The following is a 16,783-nucleotide window of genomic DNA, read 5'->3' on the forward strand; positions in this document are numbered from 1 at the left end:
CGTTGAAGCCCCCGCCGCGGCGGGGGGCGCGCATGCGCGTGCCGGTGCACGAAAAAGCACCGGGCCGGGCATGCCGGCGCAAGACGCACAAGTCAGCGGGAAGTGCGGCGTCTCGTCCCCCCGAAGGGCCGGGCGCTCGCTCTGGAGCGCCCGGCCGGCGAGTTTCCCTCGCCTCCCTCGTCCCGGTGATGCACCGCTCTCGTCCGCGCGGTGGTGATCCGGGTGATGCCGTTGGGCAAACTTTGCCGCGGGTCATTTGAAGCGATCGTGCAGAACATATGGTGGCGGCCGTTCACCCGGTGGTGGGGGCGGCCGCCGGTGGCTCAGCGACCGTTCGACTTGCCTTGGGCGCTCCCCAGGTCCGCGCCGGTGGTGGGATCGCTGTCCGGGTCGGAGGCAGTGCGCTGTGCCATTGCCTCGACCGCGCGCGACTGCGCCTGGGTCATCTTCACCGACGCATCGCCCTGGCCGTCGCCCATCGCGCGTTGGGCCTCGCGATCGTCGACATAGGTGAAGTGCTCGTCCGAGTTCCACGGGCCACGCATGTCGCCTTCGCCCTGCGAGGTGTTCACGTACACCTTGTCGAACGGCTTCACCGGCGGCAGCTTGCCCGGCGGGAAGTTCGGCTCGATCGCGTACAGCGCCTTCTCGAACGATTTCTGGTGGCTGACCTCGCGCGTCATCAGGAACCCCAGCGCATCGCGCACACCCGGGTCGGTGGTCACGTTGATCAGCCGCTCGTAGACGATCTTGGCGCGCGCCTCGGCGGCGATGTTCGAGCGCAGGTCGCAGGTCGGTTCGCCGATGCTGTCGACATAGCCGGCGGTCCACAGCTGGCCGCCGGAGTTGATCAGGGCCGGGCCGCCGCCGTACAGCACCTGGGTAACGTGAGAGTCGTTGCCGGCGCCCTGCAGCGAGCGGAACAGCTCGGCCTCCTGCGCCACGCCTTCGGCCAGCTCGCCCTTGGCCCCGCGGTTGAGCATCGCCACGATGGTGCCGATCACCTCCAGGTGGCTGAGCTCCTCGGTAGCGATGTCCAGCAGCATGTCCTTGCGGCCCGGATCTTCCTCGGCCAGGGCCTGGGTGAAGTAGCGCATGGCGGCGGCGAGCTCGCCCTGCGGGCCGCCGAACTGCTCGAGCATGAGATTGGCCAGCGCGGGGTTGCACTCGTTGACGTGTACCGAATACTGCAGGCGTTTGTTATGCGAAAACATGAAAGGCTCCTCGCCAGGTGGGGGGACGGTGGGCTGGTGGGTGGGGGCAAGCGCCCCGGCGACCGCGCCGGGCTGGCCGGCACGGGCGCCGGCAACGCTTGATCTCCACCGTGGTCCCGGGCGCAGGAACAGGGCGTTACGGTTTTCTCAACGGAGTCATCGACAGAACGGGGCGGGCGACGTGCGCCCGCCGGCCGCGGCGCGCGGCCGCTCAGCGCGGTACGCGGAGGCGCTGGACCGCATCCAGCAGCGTCTCGATGCCGAACGGCTTGTGCAGGTGAACGTGCGGCTGCAGCGAGGCGGGCAGCTCCTCCGGCTCGTAGCCGGAGAACAGTGCGAACGGAATCCCACGCTCCACCAGCTGGCGCACCAGCTCGTCGCACGGGCCGTCCTTGAGCTGGTAGTCGACCAGCGCCACGTCCGGCGCGCGCTCGAGCAGGCTAAGCGCACCGGCGGCGTCCTCGGACCAGCCGATCACGTCCCAGCCGTGCACAGCCAGCACCTCGATCATGGTTTCCAGCAGCGGCTTGTCATCTTCGACCACCAGCACGGTGGGACGGGGTTCGATCCGGCTCATGAGTCACGTCCGTAGTGGCGGCCATGCGCGGCGCCTTTCGAGGGGGAGGTCCGAAGTGATGCAAGAACCGGGGCAGGCGGTGCCGGCCAACCTCGGCAGGGGTAGTTTTCAGCATCGTCAACGACCCGTGCATCTTTCATGCAGGCGGCCTCGCGCCGCTGTAGGAATTTTTCGGGGCAGGTTGTCGCAGGTGGAGGCCTTCTGGAGAACCGGCAGTCGCTGTCAACGCCGCAGCCGGTTCGTTTGAAAAAGTGGCGCGCCGGACGGGAAGGATTTACCGGCCTCGGTGCGCTCCCAGCCGCGCGCCGCGCGCCGATACGGCCTTTGCCCGTCTCCGCGCATGGCCCGGGGTTTGCAACGGACCAGCCCATGGAACCCACGCCCGCCTCGATCACGTTCTACCTTCCCTACAACCACAGTCCGCGCGGGCGTTGGCGGGTACTGGAAGGGACCCACGCCATGGGCACCTTCGCCACGCGCAGCGAGGCGGTGACCTTCGCCCTGCGGCTGGCCGGCAAGATCGTCGGCCAGCGCGCGATCGAGGTGCGTGTGATGGTGGAAGAGGCCCAGGGCAGCTGGACCTGCCTCGGGCCGGACGCCCTGCTGCGCGAGGCGCGGGCGTCCTGACGGCGCAGCGGCCCCGTTAGTCGGACGGGCTCGGCCCCGCGGCGCGTTTGCGACGCAGGCCCGGGCGGTCCGCACCGACCACGCGATACAGGCGCATCGAGCGGGCCGCCAGCACCGTGCGACTCATCCGTTGCGCCTTGGCGCCGGTGGTGCGCAGCGGCTCCACGCGGGTGGTGTCCAGCAGCAGTTTCAGCCGCGTCGCGGCGGCCAGCTCGGGCAGCTTGAACGACACCTTCTGGTGGGCGGCGTTGATCAGCATCAGCAGCGTGTTGTCCGAGCCGATGCGGCGGATGCCGCTGGCCCGCGCGCGGCCGTCGAGCAGGACGCCCAGGCAGCGTGCGGCCGGGTCGTTCCAGTCTGCATCGGTCATCTCGCCACCCTGCGGACGCAGCCAGGTGACGTCGCGGATGTTGAAGGTCGGATCCTGCTCGCCGCTGAGGAAGCGGCTGCGCCGCAGCAGCGGATAGCGATGGCGCAGCTGGGTCAGCAGCCGCACGTAGTCGATCATCGCGTGGCCGTCGGTGGCCGCCTGCCAGTCCAGCCAGGTGATCTCGTTGTCCTGGCAGTAGGCGTTGTTGTTGCCGTGCTGGGTGCGGCCGAACTCGTCGCCGGCCAGCAGCATCGGGGTGCCCTGCGACAGCAGCACGGTGGCCAGCATGTTGCGCATCTGCTGCTGGCGCAGCGCGACGATCGCCGGCTCGTCGGTCGGGCCTTCGACGCCGTGGTTCCAGCTCAGGTTGTGATCGGAGCCGTCGCGGTTGCCCTCGCCGTTGGCGTCGTTGTGCTTGCCGTCGTAGCTGACCAGGTCGTTGAGGGTGAAGCCGTCGTGCGCGGTGATGAAGTTGACCGAGGCATATGGCCGGCGGCCGCGGCGGTCGAACAGGTCGGCCGAGCCGGTCAGGCGGGTGGCGAACTGCGCCAGCATGCCCTGGTCGCCCTTCCAGAACGCGCGCATGGTGTCGCGGTAGCGGTCGTTCCACTCGGCCCAGCCCGGCGGAAAGGCGCCGGTCTGGTAGCCGCCGGGGCCCACGTCCCACGGCTCGGCGATCAGTTTCACGCCGCCCAGCACCGGATCCTGCCGGCAGGCGTCGAGAAAACCGCCGCCCTGGTCGAAGCCGTGCGGTTCGCGCGCCAGGATGGTGGCCAGGTCGAAGCGGAAACCGTCCACGCGCATCTCGGTCACCCAATAGCGCAGCGAATCCATCGCCAGCTGCAGCACCCGCGGGTGGCTGAGGTTGAGCGTGTTGCCGGTGCCGGTATCGTTGATGTAGAAGCGCGGATCGTCGGTCAGGCGGTAGTAGCTGCGGTTGTCGATGCCGCGCAGGCTGAGCGTGGGGCCGAGCTCGCTGCCCTCGGCGGTGTGGTTATAGACCACGTCCAGCAGCACCTCCAGCCCGGCATCGTGCAGGCGCGCCACCATCGCCTTGAACTCGTCGATGCTGTTGCCGGCGAGAAAGCGCGGGTCCGGCGCGAAGAACGCCAGGCTGTTGTAGCCCCAGTAGTTGCGCAGGCCCTGCTCGAGCAGGTGGCGGTCGTCGACAAAGGCATGCACCGGCATCAGCTCGACCGCGGTGATGCCGAGCGAGCGGATGTAGTCGACCACCTCGCGCGTCGCCATGCCGGCAAAGCTGCCGCGCTGTGCCGGCGCCACCGCCGGATGGCGCATGGTGAAGCCGCGCACGTGCGCCTCGTAGATGATGGTGCGCTCCCACGGGATCTGCGCCGGCCGCTGCCGGCCCCAGGTAAAGGCCGGGTCGATCACCCGCGCCTTGGGCACATACGGCGCGCTGTCGCGCGTGTCGAAGCTGAGGTCGCCATCGGGGTGGCCCAGGGTGTAGCCGAACAGCGCGTCGTCCCAGGTCAGCGAGCCGGCCAGCTGGCGCGCGTACGGGTCCAGCAGCAGCTTGTTGGCGTTGAAGCGGTGGCCGCGCTCCGGCTCGTACGGGCCATGCACGCGGTAACCGTAGCGTTGCCCCGGACGCACGTCGGGCAGGTAGCCGTGCCACACCTCGTCGGTGTATTCGGGCAGGTCGATGCGCTCGATCTCGCGGTCGTCCTCGTCGAACAGGCACAGCTCCACCCGCGTGGCGTGGGCGGAGAACAGTGCGAAGTTCACGCCCAGCCCGTCCCAGGTGCTGCCCAGCGGAAAGGGCAGGCCTTCGCTGACCACCGACGGCCGCCGCGCCGGATGCGGTGCAGCGTCGTCGCGCGGCCGATCGGCGAGGTCGGTCGGGGCGCGGTCGATGTCGTTACCGTGCGGCGTGCTCATGAGGTCGGCTCCTGTTCGGCATCGGGCCCGTCGACGAGCGGACCGCCGCGGTGCCGCTCGATCGCCGCGACCAGCCGCGTGGCCATCTGCCAGTGCTGCTCGGCGCGCCCCTCGGGGCAGCCTTCGGACTCCCATATGCGGTGCGCGAGTTCCTTGATGCGTTGCTCACGCTCGGAGGGGGATGACGTCACGATGAAGCTCCAGGGACAGGGGCGGCAAGAACCGCAAAGGGAAGATCGGTGAGGTGCACGCGCACCGCCAGCATGTCGGTGTCCGGTGCCGGCGCCGCGGTCGCGGCGCTTCCGGTTTCGGTTTCGGTCTCGGTGTCACTGGCCGGGTTGGCAAGCGCGTTGCGCCACGCGGCGCCGCGCAGCGACGGCGGCAGCAGCACGTGGGTGCCGCGCCAGTAGTCCGGTGGCGGCTGGGGCGTGGTCAGCGTGGCGAGGCAGGCGTGGCCCGGCCGGGCCAGCAGCACCAGTACCGCGTGTTCGCCATCGCTGCGGACGAACGCCAGCGCCTCGTCGGCGCGCTCGCCGGCGAGTTCCAGCGGCAGGTAATCGCCTTGCGCAAACACATCGCGATGGCGCTGGCGCAGCTGCAGCAGGGCGTGGATCAGCCGCTGCTTGATGCGGCCGTCGCGGAAGTCCGCGACCAGTTCGGGCCAGCTGGCCGGCCGGGCCAGCGTGCGCGCGCGCTCGGCGTAGTCCGGCTGGCGGCGGTTGTCCGGATCCACCAGCGACTGGTCCCAGTACTCGGTGCCCTGGTACAGATCCGGCACGCCCGGGGCGGTCAGCCGCAGCACCACGCTGCCCAGGCCGATCAGCGCGCCAGCGCCATCCAGCTGGCGGGCGGCATCGGCGATGCTGCGGCGCCACGGGTTGTCCGCGCCGTCCAGCAGCTGGATCAGCAAGGCCTGGCAGGCGTCCTCGAAAGCCGCATCCGGCGCGATCCAGCGGGTCTGCAGGCCGGCTTCGCGCTCGGCTTTCTGCAGCCATGCCTGGACCCGCGCGGCAAACGCGGCGACGCCGTGTTCGTCGTCCGGCGAGAGGGTCAGAGGCCAGGCGCCCAGCAAGGTCTGCAGCAGCACCCAGAGCACCCGCTCGGGCAACTCGGGAAAGCCGATCTGCCAGCGCGGGAACCACGCCCGCGCCAGCCCCAGCAGCCAGTGCGTGCGGTAGCTGAGCGCCGCGATGCGCGCGCGGGTGTCTTCGCCGCGCTTGTGGTCGTGGGTGGCTGTGGCGAGCATGGCGCGGGGCCAGCGCCGTGCCCGCTCGCGCATCTGCTGGTGGAAGGCGCCGGGGCCGGAGAGGCGATCGCCGGGCGAACTGCCGACCTCGTTGCGCGAGAGCAGGGCGCCGTACCGATAGAACGCGGTGTCCTCCGCCGCCTTGGCGTTCAGTGGCGCGCACAGCTGCTCGAAGCGCTGGCACGCCAGGCGCAGGCGGCGCGCGCCGGCGCGCGTGTCCGGGGACGCTTCGAGCATCTGCGCCGCCAGTGCCTCGATCGCCCAGCGGTCGTGCGCGGCGGCGCAGGACAACGCGCGGTCGCGGGCGCTGGCCAGCGCGGCAAGATCGGCCTCGCGGCGCACCCCGTCGGCGAGGTAGGTGCGGTAGACCGTCATCGCGCCGGCCAGCGCGGCGATGGCGCGCGCCTGCGCCGGCACCGACAGGTCGCCGTGCATCGGCGTGAGTGCCACGCGGTGGTCCCACGCCCGTACGCTGCGGGTGAAGTCGCCGAGCAGGCGGTGCTCGAGCAGCTCGCGGCGCGCGTGGCGCTGCTCGGCATCGAAGCTGCGGCCGTGGCGGCGGGTCCAGGCGGCGTCGAGCAGCTCGACTCCGGCGCGGTCGTGCCACAGCGAGGCCACCTGGCCCATGAAGTCGTAGCCGGTGGTGCCGTCGACCGGCCAGTCCGCGGGCAGCGACTCGTCCGCGGCGAGGATCTTCTCCACATGCAGGCTCACCGCCGGCAGGCCGGCGGGCCGCTCGCGCGCGGCGTGCTCCAGCGCGCGGCGCAGCCGCTGCAGGTAACGGCCCGGCCGCGCCAGCCCGTCGACGTGGTCCAGCCGCAGGCCATCGACGCGGCCCTGCGCCACCAGCCGCAACGGCAGCGCATGCACTCGCCGGAACACGCCGGGACGCTCCATCGCCAGCGCGGCGAGGCCGCCGATGTCGAAGAAGCGCCGGTAGTTGCCCACGTCATTGCCGCTGCGCCAGCTGGCCAGTCGATAGTTCTGCTGCGCCAGCAGCGCGGACAGCGCCGGTGGCGACGCTGCGATCGCGGCGAGGGCGTCGGCTGAAGCGTCTGCCAATGCCGCCTCGCTGTGCGGGCAGAGCGGCAGCGCCTGTCCGGACACCTGCAGTTGCAGCATGCCGTCGTGCGCGCGGGCCAGCCGGATCTCGCTGCCGACGATGGTGGCGTGCAGGGTGTCGGGCAGGATCGGCAGCCACAGCTTGCCCTCGCAGCCGGGCGCGTCCCAGTCGATGTCGAATGCCTGCGCGTGCTCGCTCGCACGCCCCCGCGCCAGCACGTCGCGCCACCACGGGTTGGACGCATCGGCGGCGAGGTGGTTGGGCACGATGTCGACGATCGCGCCCATGCCGTGCGCGCGCAGGCGCTCGATCAGCGCATCGAAGCCGGCCTCGCCACCGAGCGCCGCACTGATGCGGGTCGGGTCGATGACGTCGTAGCCGTGGGTGGACCCGGCCACCGCTTCGGTGATCGGCGACAGGTAGTAGTGGGTGATGCCCAGCGCGGCGTAGTAGGGAACCTGGTCCGTCGCATCGGCAAAGGTGAAGTCCGCGCTCAACTGCAGCCGCACGGTGGCGCGTGCCTCACGCATCGGGCCTCCCGCCGGCTGCGGCGGTAGGCTTTCGCAGGGGCGCCAGCCGCGCCGGCAGGTCCGCCAGCTCGAACGCCGGCAGACGGTGCCGCCAGTTGGGATATTCGCGGTCGGTGCCGGGCAGGTTGATCTGCACGCTGTGCTCGAGCACGTCCTCCATCGGCACCAGCACCAGCGCCGACGGCGCCGCGGCCAGCCCGGCCATGGCGCGCTGCGGCAGGCTCGGGCCGTCCGGCGTGGATGCCGGGTGCCACTGGTCGAGCAGCGCCACGTCCTGCGCGCGCTGTTGCTGCTGCAGCGCCAGTTGCTGCGGCGGCCACCCCTCGATGCGCGCGCGCTCGTGCAGGTCCATGCCCTTGCTCCAGCCGGCCAGCGGCGGCAGGTCGTGGGTGGTGGTCATGGCTACCGCGCGGGGCCGCCAGCGTGGCGGCGGGGTGAAGCGTCCGTCCGGCTCGCGGGTGAACAGCAGCACGTCCAGTCCGAGCACGCCGCGCCGGGCCAGCATGTCGCGGATGCCCGGCGGCACGGTGCCGAGATCCTCGCCGATCACGACGCAGCGCTGCCGCCACGACTCCAGTGCCAGCAGGCGCAGCAGGTCCTCCACCGGATAGTGCAGGTAGCCGCCAGCCGCGGAACTGCCGCCCGCCGGCACGATCCACATGCGCAGCAGGCCGATCACGTGGTCGATGCGCAGGCCGCCGAAGCGCATGTTCGCGCGCAGCATGTCGATCCAGGGCCGGAAGCCGCTCTTGCGCAGGCCCCACGGCGACCACGTGGTGACGCCCCAGCGCTGGCCGTGGCGATTGAACGCGTCCGGCGGTGCGCCCAGCTCCAGGCCCTGCAGCATCCACTCGCGATCGGTCCACGCCTCCAGCCCGTTCGGATCGCAGCCCACGGCGAGGTCGCCGATAAGGCCGATCGACGCGCCCGCCTCGCGGGTGGTGCGGTGGGCGTAGTCCCAGCTGCGCGCGCACATCCACTGGATGAACATCTGCCGGTGCACCGCGTCGGGCTCCGGCGGCGGCTGCTCGCTCCAGCGGCGCCAGTCGGCGGTTTCGCCGCGTTCCCACGCGCGCTGCTCGCAGGCGGCGCCGTGGGCGAAGCGTTGCAGCGCCTCGCCGCCCTGCGCGATGAACTGCTGCAGGTCGTCGCGCAGGGGCTGCTCGGCCGTCGCGAACTGGCGATGCAGCGCATCCCACAGCGCATGGCGCTGCCGGTACTGCGCGGGCCAGTCGATCAGCGACTGCCGCCCGGCGCCGTCCCATGCCGCCTGCAGCCCGGCGTCCTCGCGCGCCCGCGCCACCATGGCGGCGCCCAGTACCGGCTCGGGGGCGCCGAGCAGGCTGTCGAGCCAGCGCCGGTGCGACGGCTGGTACGGGCTGTAGCGATCGTGGATCGGCCGGCAGGCGTGCAGGGGACTGAGCTGCACGGCGTCTGCGCCCAGCGCGCCCACCGCGTGTCCCAGCGCGGCGACCGCCAGCGCGTCGCCCAGGCCGCCGTCGTCGGGGCGATGCAGCGCCGGCACCTGTGCACTCACGCCCCAGCGGCAGGCGCCGGGCGCGAGCGCCTGCGCGTCGTCGGGCAGGAAGCAGCGCTCGGGCGCCACCGCCAGGGTGACGGTGGCGGTGTCGTCGCTGCGGTCACTGGTGGCGCGGGCATCCTGGCCGCTGCGGTCCAGGCCGCCGATCCCGAGCGTGTAATAGCCCGGTGTGGCGGGAGCCAGCAGGTGACCGTCCGCACCGCGCTCCAGCGACACCGGCTGGCCGATCTCGTCGCGCGCGGCCACGCTGCGGCCGGTCGGCGCCAGCCACGGCAGCGGGCCACCGGCATCGGCGGTGATCAGTGGTGGCGTGGCGCGCGCATCCTCGGCCAGTCGGCGGGCACTGTCCTGCCGCGCGGCGGCGGTGTGCGCGGGCAGGCCCAGCGCGGCGAGCAGCGTTTCCAGCGTGGGCGCATCGAGCTCCTGCGCGACGCCGGCGGAGTCGGTCCAGTGGATCGCCAGGCCGGCCTGCTCGGCCAGCGCCTGCAGGCCGGGGTCGGTGGCGTGCGGCGTGGTCATGCCGGCCCTCCGGCGTGTGGCTCGTCACTGCGCAGCGCCAGCAGCGACCACGGCAGCAGCCGACCGCTGCTCGGCGCGGTGGCGACTTCCGGCGGTTCGGCGCAGATCACCTGGCCATCCAGCGCGGGCACGTCGACCAGGTAACCGGACAGGTTTATTGCCAGGGTCCAGTCGCTGCCATCGGCCAGGCGCCAGCTCGCGAGCATGGCGCCCGGAGCAAGCACGCGCACGCCGCGGCTGCTCGCTCCGGGCAGCTGCGGCACCAGCGCGTGCATGCGCACCGAGAGCAGGCCGGTGAACCAGCGCGCCCACGCCGCGGCGGGTGCCGCCGACTCGATCGCCGGGATCGACGCGTCGAAGGTGGCCGCGTCGTTCGGATCGGGAATCGCCTCGCGCTGCACCGGATCATGAAAGCCGGCGAAGCTGGCGAACTCGGCTCGGCGCCCCTCGCGCACCGCTTCAGCCAGTGCCGGCGGGTGGCTGGTGAAGAACAGGAACGGGCTGCGGCAGCCCCACTCGTCGCCCATGAAGAACAGCGGCACCATCGGGCACAGCGCCACCAGTGCGGTGGTCGCGCGCATCGCCGGCGGCTCGATCAGCGTCGCCAGCCGCTGCCCCAGTGGCCGGTTGCCGATCTGGTCGTGGTTCTGCGCGAACAGCACGAACCGGGTAGGCGGCAGATCGCCGCTCGGCTCGCCCCGCGGCCGGCCGCGCAGGTCCGGCTCGCCCTGGAACGCAAAGCCCTCGGCCAGCACGCGCGCCAGGTGCGCCGTCGGATCGTCGGCAAAGGCGCCGTAGTAGCCCTCGCTTTCGCCGGTGAGCAGGGCATGCAGCGCGTTGTGGCCATCGTCGTTCCACTGCGCCTGGTAGGCGCCGTCACGCAGCAGCGAGGCGCTGTTGTGCTCGTTCTCCAGCACCAGGTGCACCGGGTGGCTGATCCGGCTGCCCGCGCGGATCGCCTGCTCCAGATGGCGCAGGAACTGCGGCGGGGCGATGGCATGCACCGCGTCCAGCCGCAGCCCGTCCATGTGGTACTCGTTGATCCACATCAGCGCGTTGTCGATCACGAACTGCTGCACCGGCTCGCGCCGGAAGTCGATCGCCGCGCCCCAGGGCGTGGGCACGTCGTCGCGGAAGAAAGTGGGGGCATAGCGGGGCAGGTAATTGCCGCTGGGGCCGAAATGGTTGTAGACCACGTCCAGCAGCACCATCAGGCCGCAGGCGTGGGCCTCCTCGACCAGCTGCTTGAGCGCATCGACGCTGCCGTAGGCGGTGGCCGGCGCGTAGGGCAGCACGCCGTCGTAGCCCCAGTTGCGTGCGCCGGGAAAGGCACCGATCGGCATCAGCTCGATCGCCGTATAGCCGGCCGCGGCCAGCCGCGGCAGCTGCTGGCGCACGCCGTCGAAACCGCCGAGCAGCCCCACGTGCAACTCGCAGATCACCGCCTCGTGCCACGGCCGGCCGGACCATGCCTGGTCTTGCCAGCACCAGCTGGCCGGGTCCACCACCACGCTGGCGTCTTCCACGTCACCGGCCTGCGCGCGGGCGGCGGGATCGGGAACGACGGTGCCGTCGTCGAGCCGGTAGCGATAGGGCGTGCCGGCCGGCACCGACAGCACCGTCTCGAACCAGTCGTCGTCGCCTCGCTGCATGGCATGGGCGGTGTCGTGCACGAGCAGCTGCAGCTGCCGACACGCCGGCGCCCACAGGCGAAAACGCACGCGTCCGTCCGGCAACCAGTGGGTACCCCATGCGGTCTCCTGCACCCGATGCACGGCAGCGGCAGGCGTCGATGCGCTCATGCCGGCAACTCCGCGCGCAGGTACAGCGCGCCCAGCGGCGGCACCGTCAACGGCAGCGAGAACGGCTGAACGTGTGTCGGTGTCGCCTCGGCCTGGGCGTAGCCGCCGTTGCCGATATTGGAGCCGCCGTAGTGCGCGCTGTCGGTGTTGAGCAGCTCGCGCCAGCGGCCGCCGCGCGGCACGCCCACGGTGTAGCCGTGGCGGGGGATCGGGGTGAAGTTCAGCACCACCAGCACCGGCGGGGCCGGCTCGGCGTGGCGTAGAAAGGCATACATCGAATGCTCCGCGTCGTCGGCCACCACCCACGTCACGCCGCACGCATCGTGATCGTCACGATGCAGTGCCGGCTGGTGCTGCAGGCAGTGGTTGAGGTCATGTACCAAGGCTTGCATGCCGGCATGCATGGGGTCGTCCAGCAGCGCCCAGTCGAGCGCGCGGTCGTGGTCCCACTCGCGCCACTGGCCGAACTCGCCGCCCATGAAAAGCAGCTTCTTGCCCGGCGTGGCCCACATCAGCGCCAGCAAGGCGCGCAGGTTGGCGAACTGCTGCCAGCGGTCGCCGGGCATGCGCGAGAGCAGCGAGCCCTTGCCGTGCACCACCTCGTCGTGCGACAGCGGCAGCACGAAACGCTCGGTGTGGCCGTACGTCGCGCGGAGCGTGAGGTCGGCGTGGTGGTGGCGACGGTCGACCGGGTCGCGCTGCAGGTAGCGCAGCGTGTCGTGCATCCAGCCCATGTCCCAGGTGAAACCGAAGCCGAGCCCGCCCTCGTCGGTGCGCGCAGTGACGCCGGGCCAGGCGGTGGAGTCTTCGGCGATCATCATCAGGCCGCGGCCGTGCGCCGCCACGGCCTGGTTGAGCTCGCGCAGAAAGGCGATCGCCTCGAGGTTTTCGGGGCCGCCGTGCCGGTTGGCCAGCCACTGCCCCGGCGCGCGGCTGTAGTCGCGGTAGAGCATGCTGGCCACCGCGTCCACGCGCAGGCCGTCGACGTGGTAACGGTCGATCCACTCCAGCGCGCTGCCGATCAAATAGCTGCGCACCTCGGCCCGGCCGTAGTTGAAGATCAGGGTCTGCCAGTCCGGGTGCACGCCTTCGCGCGGGTCGGCATGCTCGTACAGCGCCGTGCCGTCGAAGCGCTGCAGGCCGTGCGCGTCGGCGGGGAAGTGCGCGCCCACCCAGTCCACGATCACGCCGATGCCGGCCACGTGGCAGGAGTCGACGAAACGGGCAAACGCCGCGGGGCTGCCCATGCGCGCGGTGGGGGCGTACAGGCCCAGCGGCTGGTAGCCCCACGAGCCGCCGTACGGGAATTCGCTGATCGGCAGCAGCTCGATGTGCGTGAAGCCCTGTGCCTGCACGTACGGGATCAACTCAGCGCCGAGCCGATCCCAGCCCAGCGGCTGGCCGTCTTCGCCGTGGCGCCAGGACAACGCGTGCAATTCGTAGATCGACACCGGTTCGCGCTCCGGGCTGGCGTGCGCGCGTCGCGCCAGCCAGGCGGCGTCGTGCCAGCGGAACACCGGCTCCGGGCTGACCAGCGAGGCCGACCCCGGCGACGGTTCCATGCGCCGGGCGTACGGGTCCGCCTTCAGCGGCAGCAACTGGCCGTGCCGGTCGAGCAGCTCGTACTTGTAGGCGGCGTCGGCGGCGACGCCGGGGAGAAAGATCTCCCACACGCCTGCTTCAAGCCGCTGCCGCATCGGATGGCGGCGCCCGTCCCAGTCGTTGAAGTCGCCCACCACCGACACCCGCGATGCCTCCGGCGCCCACACGGCGAAGCGGGCACCGTCAACGCCATCCACGTTCACCAAGTGCGCCCCGAGCAGGGTAGCCGGCTGCAGCAGTGAGCCCTCGCGAAACGCCTTCAGGAGCTCCACCGGCAGCTGCGGCGGCCACTGATAGGGATCGACCCAGCGTTGCTGCTGCCCTCGCCGGCGCGCCTGCCATACGAGCCGGGCCGGCCGCTGGCGCAGCGCCACGGCATGCACGCCCGGCGCCACTTCGGTTGCCGGCGCGGCGTGTGCGTCATCGAGGCACAGCGACACCTGCCGCGCATCGTGGGCCACCGTGGCGGCGATCCAGAGCTCGCCGCGCCGGTGGCAGCCGAGCCATGCAAACGGCTCGCCGTGACGGCCCTGCGAGAGCGCCTGGGCCACCTCCGGTGGCAGCAACGCGGTGGGCATCGGCGGCGGCGCAGGCGACGTGGCCGGCACCTGCTTGTGGCTGCGGGAGGGCCCCTTCACTGCACGTGTCATCGGGCTCAAGCCGCGATCTGCATCTGCAGGGTGCTGTCGTAGAGCGCCGCGTACTGACGTGCAGGCCCTTGCCAGTTGCGCGGCTCGAGCATCGCCGCCAGCCGCATCGAATCGAGCAACGCCGTTTGCTGGTGCAGCCGGAAAGCGCGCTGCAACGCATGGCGCATGCTCATCGCCGAAGCATGGGGAAACAGCAGTCCGGTGACGCCGTCGTCGATGGTGTCCTGCAGCCCGCCGGTAGCGTGCGCGATGGGCAGGCAACCGTAGGCCTGCGCGTACATCTGGCTCAGCCCGCACGGCTCGAAACGCGAGGGCATCAGGAGGAAGTCGGCGCCGGCGAAGATCACGCGCGAGGCTGCCTCGTCGAACGGCAGCGGCCCGGCCACATCGTCGGGAAAGCGCAGCTGCATCTCGCGCACGGCCTGCTCGAATTCCGGCTCGCCGTGGCCCATCACCACCAGCTGGCCGCCGGCGGCCACGATCTGCGGGATCGCCGCGCACACCAGGTCGATGCCCTTCTGGTGCACCAGCCGCGAGACGATGCCGAACAGCGGGCCGTGCCCCGGGCGCAGGTTGCAGCTGTGCTGGATCGCCAGCTTGTTTTGCTGGCGGCGCTGCCAGTCGCCGGGCTGGAAACGCTCCACCAGTGCCGGGTCGTTGACGCTGCTCCAGCTGGCGTCGATGCCGTTGACGATGCCGTGCAGGCGGCCCTGGCGGGCCTTGCGGGCCAGCAGTGCTTCCAGTCCGCAACCGTAGGTGGGGCCGGTGATCTGCCGCGCGTAGCTGTGGCTGACGGTGGTGCAGACGTCGGCATGTGCGATGCCCGCACGCAGGAACGAGAGGTTGCCGTGGAAGGCCAGCTCCGGGTCATCCACCAGCAGCCCCAGGTCGGCGCACTGCCGGCGCGGAAAGACCCCCTGGTAGGCCAGGTTGTGGATGGTCAGCACCGTTGGAGTATGGACGCCGCGCCAGCGCAGGTATGCCGCGGCAAGGGCGGTGGGCCAGTCGTTGAGGTGCAGCAGCCGCGGCTGCCAGTCGAGCCCGGCGCGGCCCGAAGCGATGTCGGCCGCGGCGCTGGACAAGGTGGCGAAGCGCAGCGCGTTGTCCGCCCACACCACACCGGCGTCGCCATAGGGATTGCCGGGGCGATCGAACAGGTCCGCGTGGCACAGCACCAGGATCTGCAGGCCGTCACGCGTCTGTGCCTCGCCGATGTCGCAGGCGGGGATGCCGGCCACGGCGCGCGTGCGCCCGACGATTGGAAACGAGCCGAGCGCGTCCAGCACGCTGCGGTAGCCCGGCAGCAGCACGCGCACGTCGTGCGACGCGCGCAGCGCGCGCGTGAGCGCCGCGGAGACATCGCCCAAGCCGCCGGTCTTGATGAAGTCGGTCATCTCGGTGGTGACGAACAGCGTGCCGACGTCGCTGCCGGTGTGGATCGGCTGGACGACACGGGCGCGACCGTGACGACTTGCTGCGCGTTCCGCGCTGCCCGTGGCGCGCCGCTGCGACACGGCGGTGGCAGCGGCACGGGAGCGCTTGATGGTGCTGTTCATGATGACCTCGAGTGCCCCGCCAAGTGCGCGCCGGTGCAGAGGCGGTCGCATGCTGCGCACGGCGCAGTGACTGGTGGGGAGATGGCTCAATGTCGGCGTTCGGCGATCAAGGCGGCGTGTAATTGGCGCGGGCTGCGCGCTCACGCGGACATCGCATTTGTCGGGACTGCTCGCCTTGTGGTCGTGACTGCTTGCGCCGGTTGCTCCTGCAACAGGCGCGCGGATTCCCGCGCGCATGCAGATGCTCGCTCGCGTAATGGCGCGACGGGAGTGCGTCCGAGAAAGTGAGAGGCGGCGGGGTCGAGCAGTGAAAAGGGCGTGCGCGCACACGCCCGATGATTCACCGGTCCTGTCGCCGCGCACTCTGCGGCGAGTCCCGCAGGCCCGGCTCCGCGGGCCGCACGCTGCTGCCGCTCCAGCGGCTCTGCGCCTCGTCGGCGTTGGTGTCGACGGCATCCTTCGCCATGCTGTTCTTGCCGGTGCTCTTCTCGTCGCTTCCCTGTTTCAGGCCTTTCAGCCCGGCCTGTTCGCTTCCCTCTGGCCCCTGCGTCGGCTCGCCGCGGTTGCGCGGGTTGTGCGTCTGCCCAGCGGCACCTTGCGGTGCGTCGCTCGCTTGCGTCGGCTGCCGGCCGCCAACGCGGCCGGAGGTGTCTGCATTGCTCATCGTTGACTCTCCAGGTGGATCCTCAAAAGTGCGGCTCAGGTGCCGGTTGCCGGGGTGCGGCCGAGGCATGCAGGGCATCGCTGCATGACGGGCGATGCTCCGCGCACGCGCAGCAAGCGGCCGTGCGTGCCGCATGACGTGGCTCGTGATGTTAGTGAAGGCGCTCTCTTGCATGCCGCAGCGGCCTCATCGACACCGCCCGCACCCGGCCGACGCGCTGCGGTCACGGCCCGCTGTTGATGATCCGCGTGCCTGCCACTGCGGCAGGCGCGCGCGGGAGTCACCCCGCGCATTTCTTGAACCCCCTGGGTGAGAACCCCCTGTTTCAGAAACGCCGTGCAGAAACCCCGGCTCCGGGAGCTCCATGTCCCGGGGGCCGCATGTCCCAATCCCCCAGTCCCACGAGGCACACCATGGCCGTCAAGAGCATCGAAGAACTGTTCGTACACGAGCTGTCGGACATCTACAGCGCCGAAAAACAGCTGACCCGGGCATTGCCCAAACTGGCCAAGGCGGCACAGGCGCAGGAGTTGCGCGACGCGTTCGAGGCCCACGCCGAGGAAACCCAGGGCCAAGTCGAGCGCATCGACCAGATCGTGCAGGCGATGGACCTGCGCCTGAAGCGGGTCAAGTGCGCTGCCATGGAAGGGTTGATCGACGAAGGCAGGGACGTCATCGAGTCGATCGACAAGGGGCCGCTGCGCGATGCCGCCCTGATCGGCGGCGCACAGAAGGTGGAGCACTACGAGATCGCCTCCTACGGCACGCTCAGCGCGCTGGCCAAGGAGCTCGGCTACAGCGACGCGATCGGGCTGTTGCAGGAAACCCTGAAAGAGGAAAAGGCCACCGACGAGAAGCTCACCCTGCTCGCCGAACAGGCCGGCAACCAGCGTGCCGCCGAGCAGTCGCAGGGAGGTCGGGCGG

General features: G+C 71.1%; 11 protein-coding genes and 1 pseudogene. 2 read left to right on the plus strand and 10 right to left on the minus strand.

Features of this window, described 5'->3' with window-relative positions; translation table 11 throughout:
* Positions 1 to 323: 323 nt before the first annotated feature.
* Both VFG40_RS12750 and VFG40_RS12755 read right to left on the minus strand, forming a co-directional pair.
* A complete protein-coding gene (locus VFG40_RS12750; protein WP_324898033.1) occupies positions 324 to 1,214 on the minus strand; it encodes a manganese catalase family protein in 891 nt (296 codons plus the stop codon).
* A gap of 211 nt (positions 1,215 to 1,425) precedes the next feature.
* Positions 1,426 to 1,791 (minus strand): response regulator, encoded by a 366-nt coding sequence (locus VFG40_RS12755; protein ID WP_324898035.1) that lies wholly within the window; start codon positions 1,789 to 1,791, stop codon positions 1,426 to 1,428.
* A gap of 369 nt (positions 1,792 to 2,160) precedes the next feature.
* Between VFG40_RS12755 and VFG40_RS12760 the strand changes: the two genes are divergently transcribed.
* On the plus strand, positions 2,161 to 2,418 hold the full coding sequence (locus tag VFG40_RS12760; protein WP_324898038.1) for a hypothetical protein: 258 nt from the start codon (positions 2,161 to 2,163) through the stop codon (positions 2,416 to 2,418).
* Between the two features lie 16 nt (positions 2,419 to 2,434).
* Here the strand turns inward: VFG40_RS12760 and glgX are convergent, their stop codons facing one another.
* The 8 genes from glgX to VFG40_RS12800 form a co-directional block, all read right to left on the minus strand.
* The gene (gene glgX / locus VFG40_RS12765) at positions 2,435 to 4,687 is read right to left on the minus strand and encodes a glycogen debranching protein GlgX (RefSeq protein ID WP_324898040.1); all 2,253 of its coding nucleotides are present in this window, start codon (positions 4,685 to 4,687) and stop codon (positions 2,435 to 2,437) included.
* Positions 4,684 to 4,878, minus strand: coding sequence for a DUF2934 domain-containing protein (locus VFG40_RS12770; protein WP_324898042.1), 195 nt, complete (start codon positions 4,876 to 4,878; stop codon positions 4,684 to 4,686). Before VFG40_RS12770 ends, glgX begins: the two co-directional genes overlap by 4 nt.
* A complete protein-coding gene (gene treY, locus VFG40_RS12775) occupies positions 4,875 to 7,526 on the minus strand; it encodes a malto-oligosyltrehalose synthase (RefSeq protein WP_324898044.1) in 2,652 nt (883 codons plus the stop codon). Before treY ends, VFG40_RS12770 begins: the two co-directional genes overlap by 4 nt.
* Complete coding sequence (gene malQ, locus VFG40_RS12780; protein WP_324898047.1) at positions 7,519 to 9,585, minus strand: 4-alpha-glucanotransferase; 2,067 nt, start codon at positions 9,583 to 9,585, stop codon at positions 7,519 to 7,521. Before malQ ends, treY begins: the two co-directional genes overlap by 8 nt.
* A complete protein-coding gene (gene treZ, locus VFG40_RS12785; RefSeq protein ID WP_324898049.1) occupies positions 9,582 to 11,387 on the minus strand; it encodes a malto-oligosyltrehalose trehalohydrolase in 1,806 nt (601 codons plus the stop codon). Before treZ ends, malQ begins: the two co-directional genes overlap by 4 nt.
* Positions 11,384 to 13,567, minus strand: a complete 2,184-nt coding sequence (gene glgB, locus VFG40_RS12790; protein WP_324898217.1) for a 1,4-alpha-glucan branching protein GlgB — start codon at positions 13,565 to 13,567, stop codon at positions 11,384 to 11,386. Before glgB ends, treZ begins: the two co-directional genes overlap by 4 nt.
* Before the next feature lie 77 nt (positions 13,568 to 13,644).
* Positions 13,645 to 15,195 carry a glycogen synthase GlgA gene (gene glgA, locus VFG40_RS12795; RefSeq protein WP_324898051.1) on the minus strand — a complete coding sequence of 517 codons (1,551 nt, stop codon included), beginning with the start codon at positions 15,193 to 15,195 and terminating at the stop codon, positions 13,645 to 13,647.
* 340 nt (positions 15,196 to 15,535) lie between these two features.
* Positions 15,536 to 15,859, minus strand: coding sequence for a hypothetical protein (locus VFG40_RS12800; protein ID WP_324898053.1), 324 nt, complete (start codon positions 15,857 to 15,859; stop codon positions 15,536 to 15,538).
* A gap of 413 nt (positions 15,860 to 16,272) precedes the next feature.
* Here VFG40_RS12800 and VFG40_RS12805 point away from each other — a divergent pair.
* Positions 16,273 to 16,770, plus strand: a pseudogene (locus tag VFG40_RS12805) (ferritin-like domain-containing protein); the annotation flags it as partial.
* Positions 16,771 to 16,783: the final 13 nt, after the last annotated feature.

Source organism: Dyella sp., assembly GCF_035685805.1.
Lineage (GTDB): Bacteria > Pseudomonadota > Gammaproteobacteria > Xanthomonadales > Rhodanobacteraceae > Dyella_A.

What these genes read in the sequence shown, in the direction of transcription:
- VFG40_RS12750 (WP_324898033.1), bottom strand. Translation starts at nt 1,214, where the DNA reads ATGTTTTCGCATAACAAACGCCTGCAGTATTCGGTACACGTCAACGAG.
- VFG40_RS12755 (WP_324898035.1), bottom strand. Translation starts at nt 1,791, where the DNA reads ATGAGCCGGATCGAACCCCGTCCCACCGTGCTGGTGGTCGAAGATGAC.
- VFG40_RS12760 (WP_324898038.1), top strand. Translation starts at nt 2,161, where the DNA reads ATGGAACCCACGCCCGCCTCGATCACGTTCTACCTTCCCTACAACCAC.
- glgX (WP_324898040.1), bottom strand. Translation starts at nt 4,687, where the DNA reads ATGAGCACGCCGCACGGTAACGACATCGACCGCGCCCCGACCGACCTC.
- treY (WP_324898044.1), bottom strand. Translation starts at nt 7,526, where the DNA reads ATGCGTGAGGCACGCGCCACCGTGCGGCTGCAGTTGAGCGCGGACTTC.
- malQ (WP_324898047.1), bottom strand. Translation starts at nt 9,585, where the DNA reads ATGACCACGCCGCACGCCACCGACCCCGGCCTGCAGGCGCTGGCCGAG.
- treZ (WP_324898049.1), bottom strand. Translation starts at nt 11,387, where the DNA reads ATGAGCGCATCGACGCCTGCCGCTGCCGTGCATCGGGTGCAGGAGACC.
- glgB (WP_324898217.1), bottom strand. Translation starts at nt 13,567, where the DNA reads ATGCCCACCGCGTTGCTGCCACCGGAGGTGGCCCAGGCGCTCTCGCAG.
- glgA (WP_324898051.1), bottom strand. Translation starts at nt 15,195, where the DNA reads ATGAACAGCACCATCAAGCGCTCCCGTGCCGCTGCCACCGCCGTGTCG.
- VFG40_RS12800 (WP_324898053.1), bottom strand. Translation starts at nt 15,859, where the DNA reads ATGAGCAATGCAGACACCTCCGGCCGCGTTGGCGGCCGGCAGCCGACG.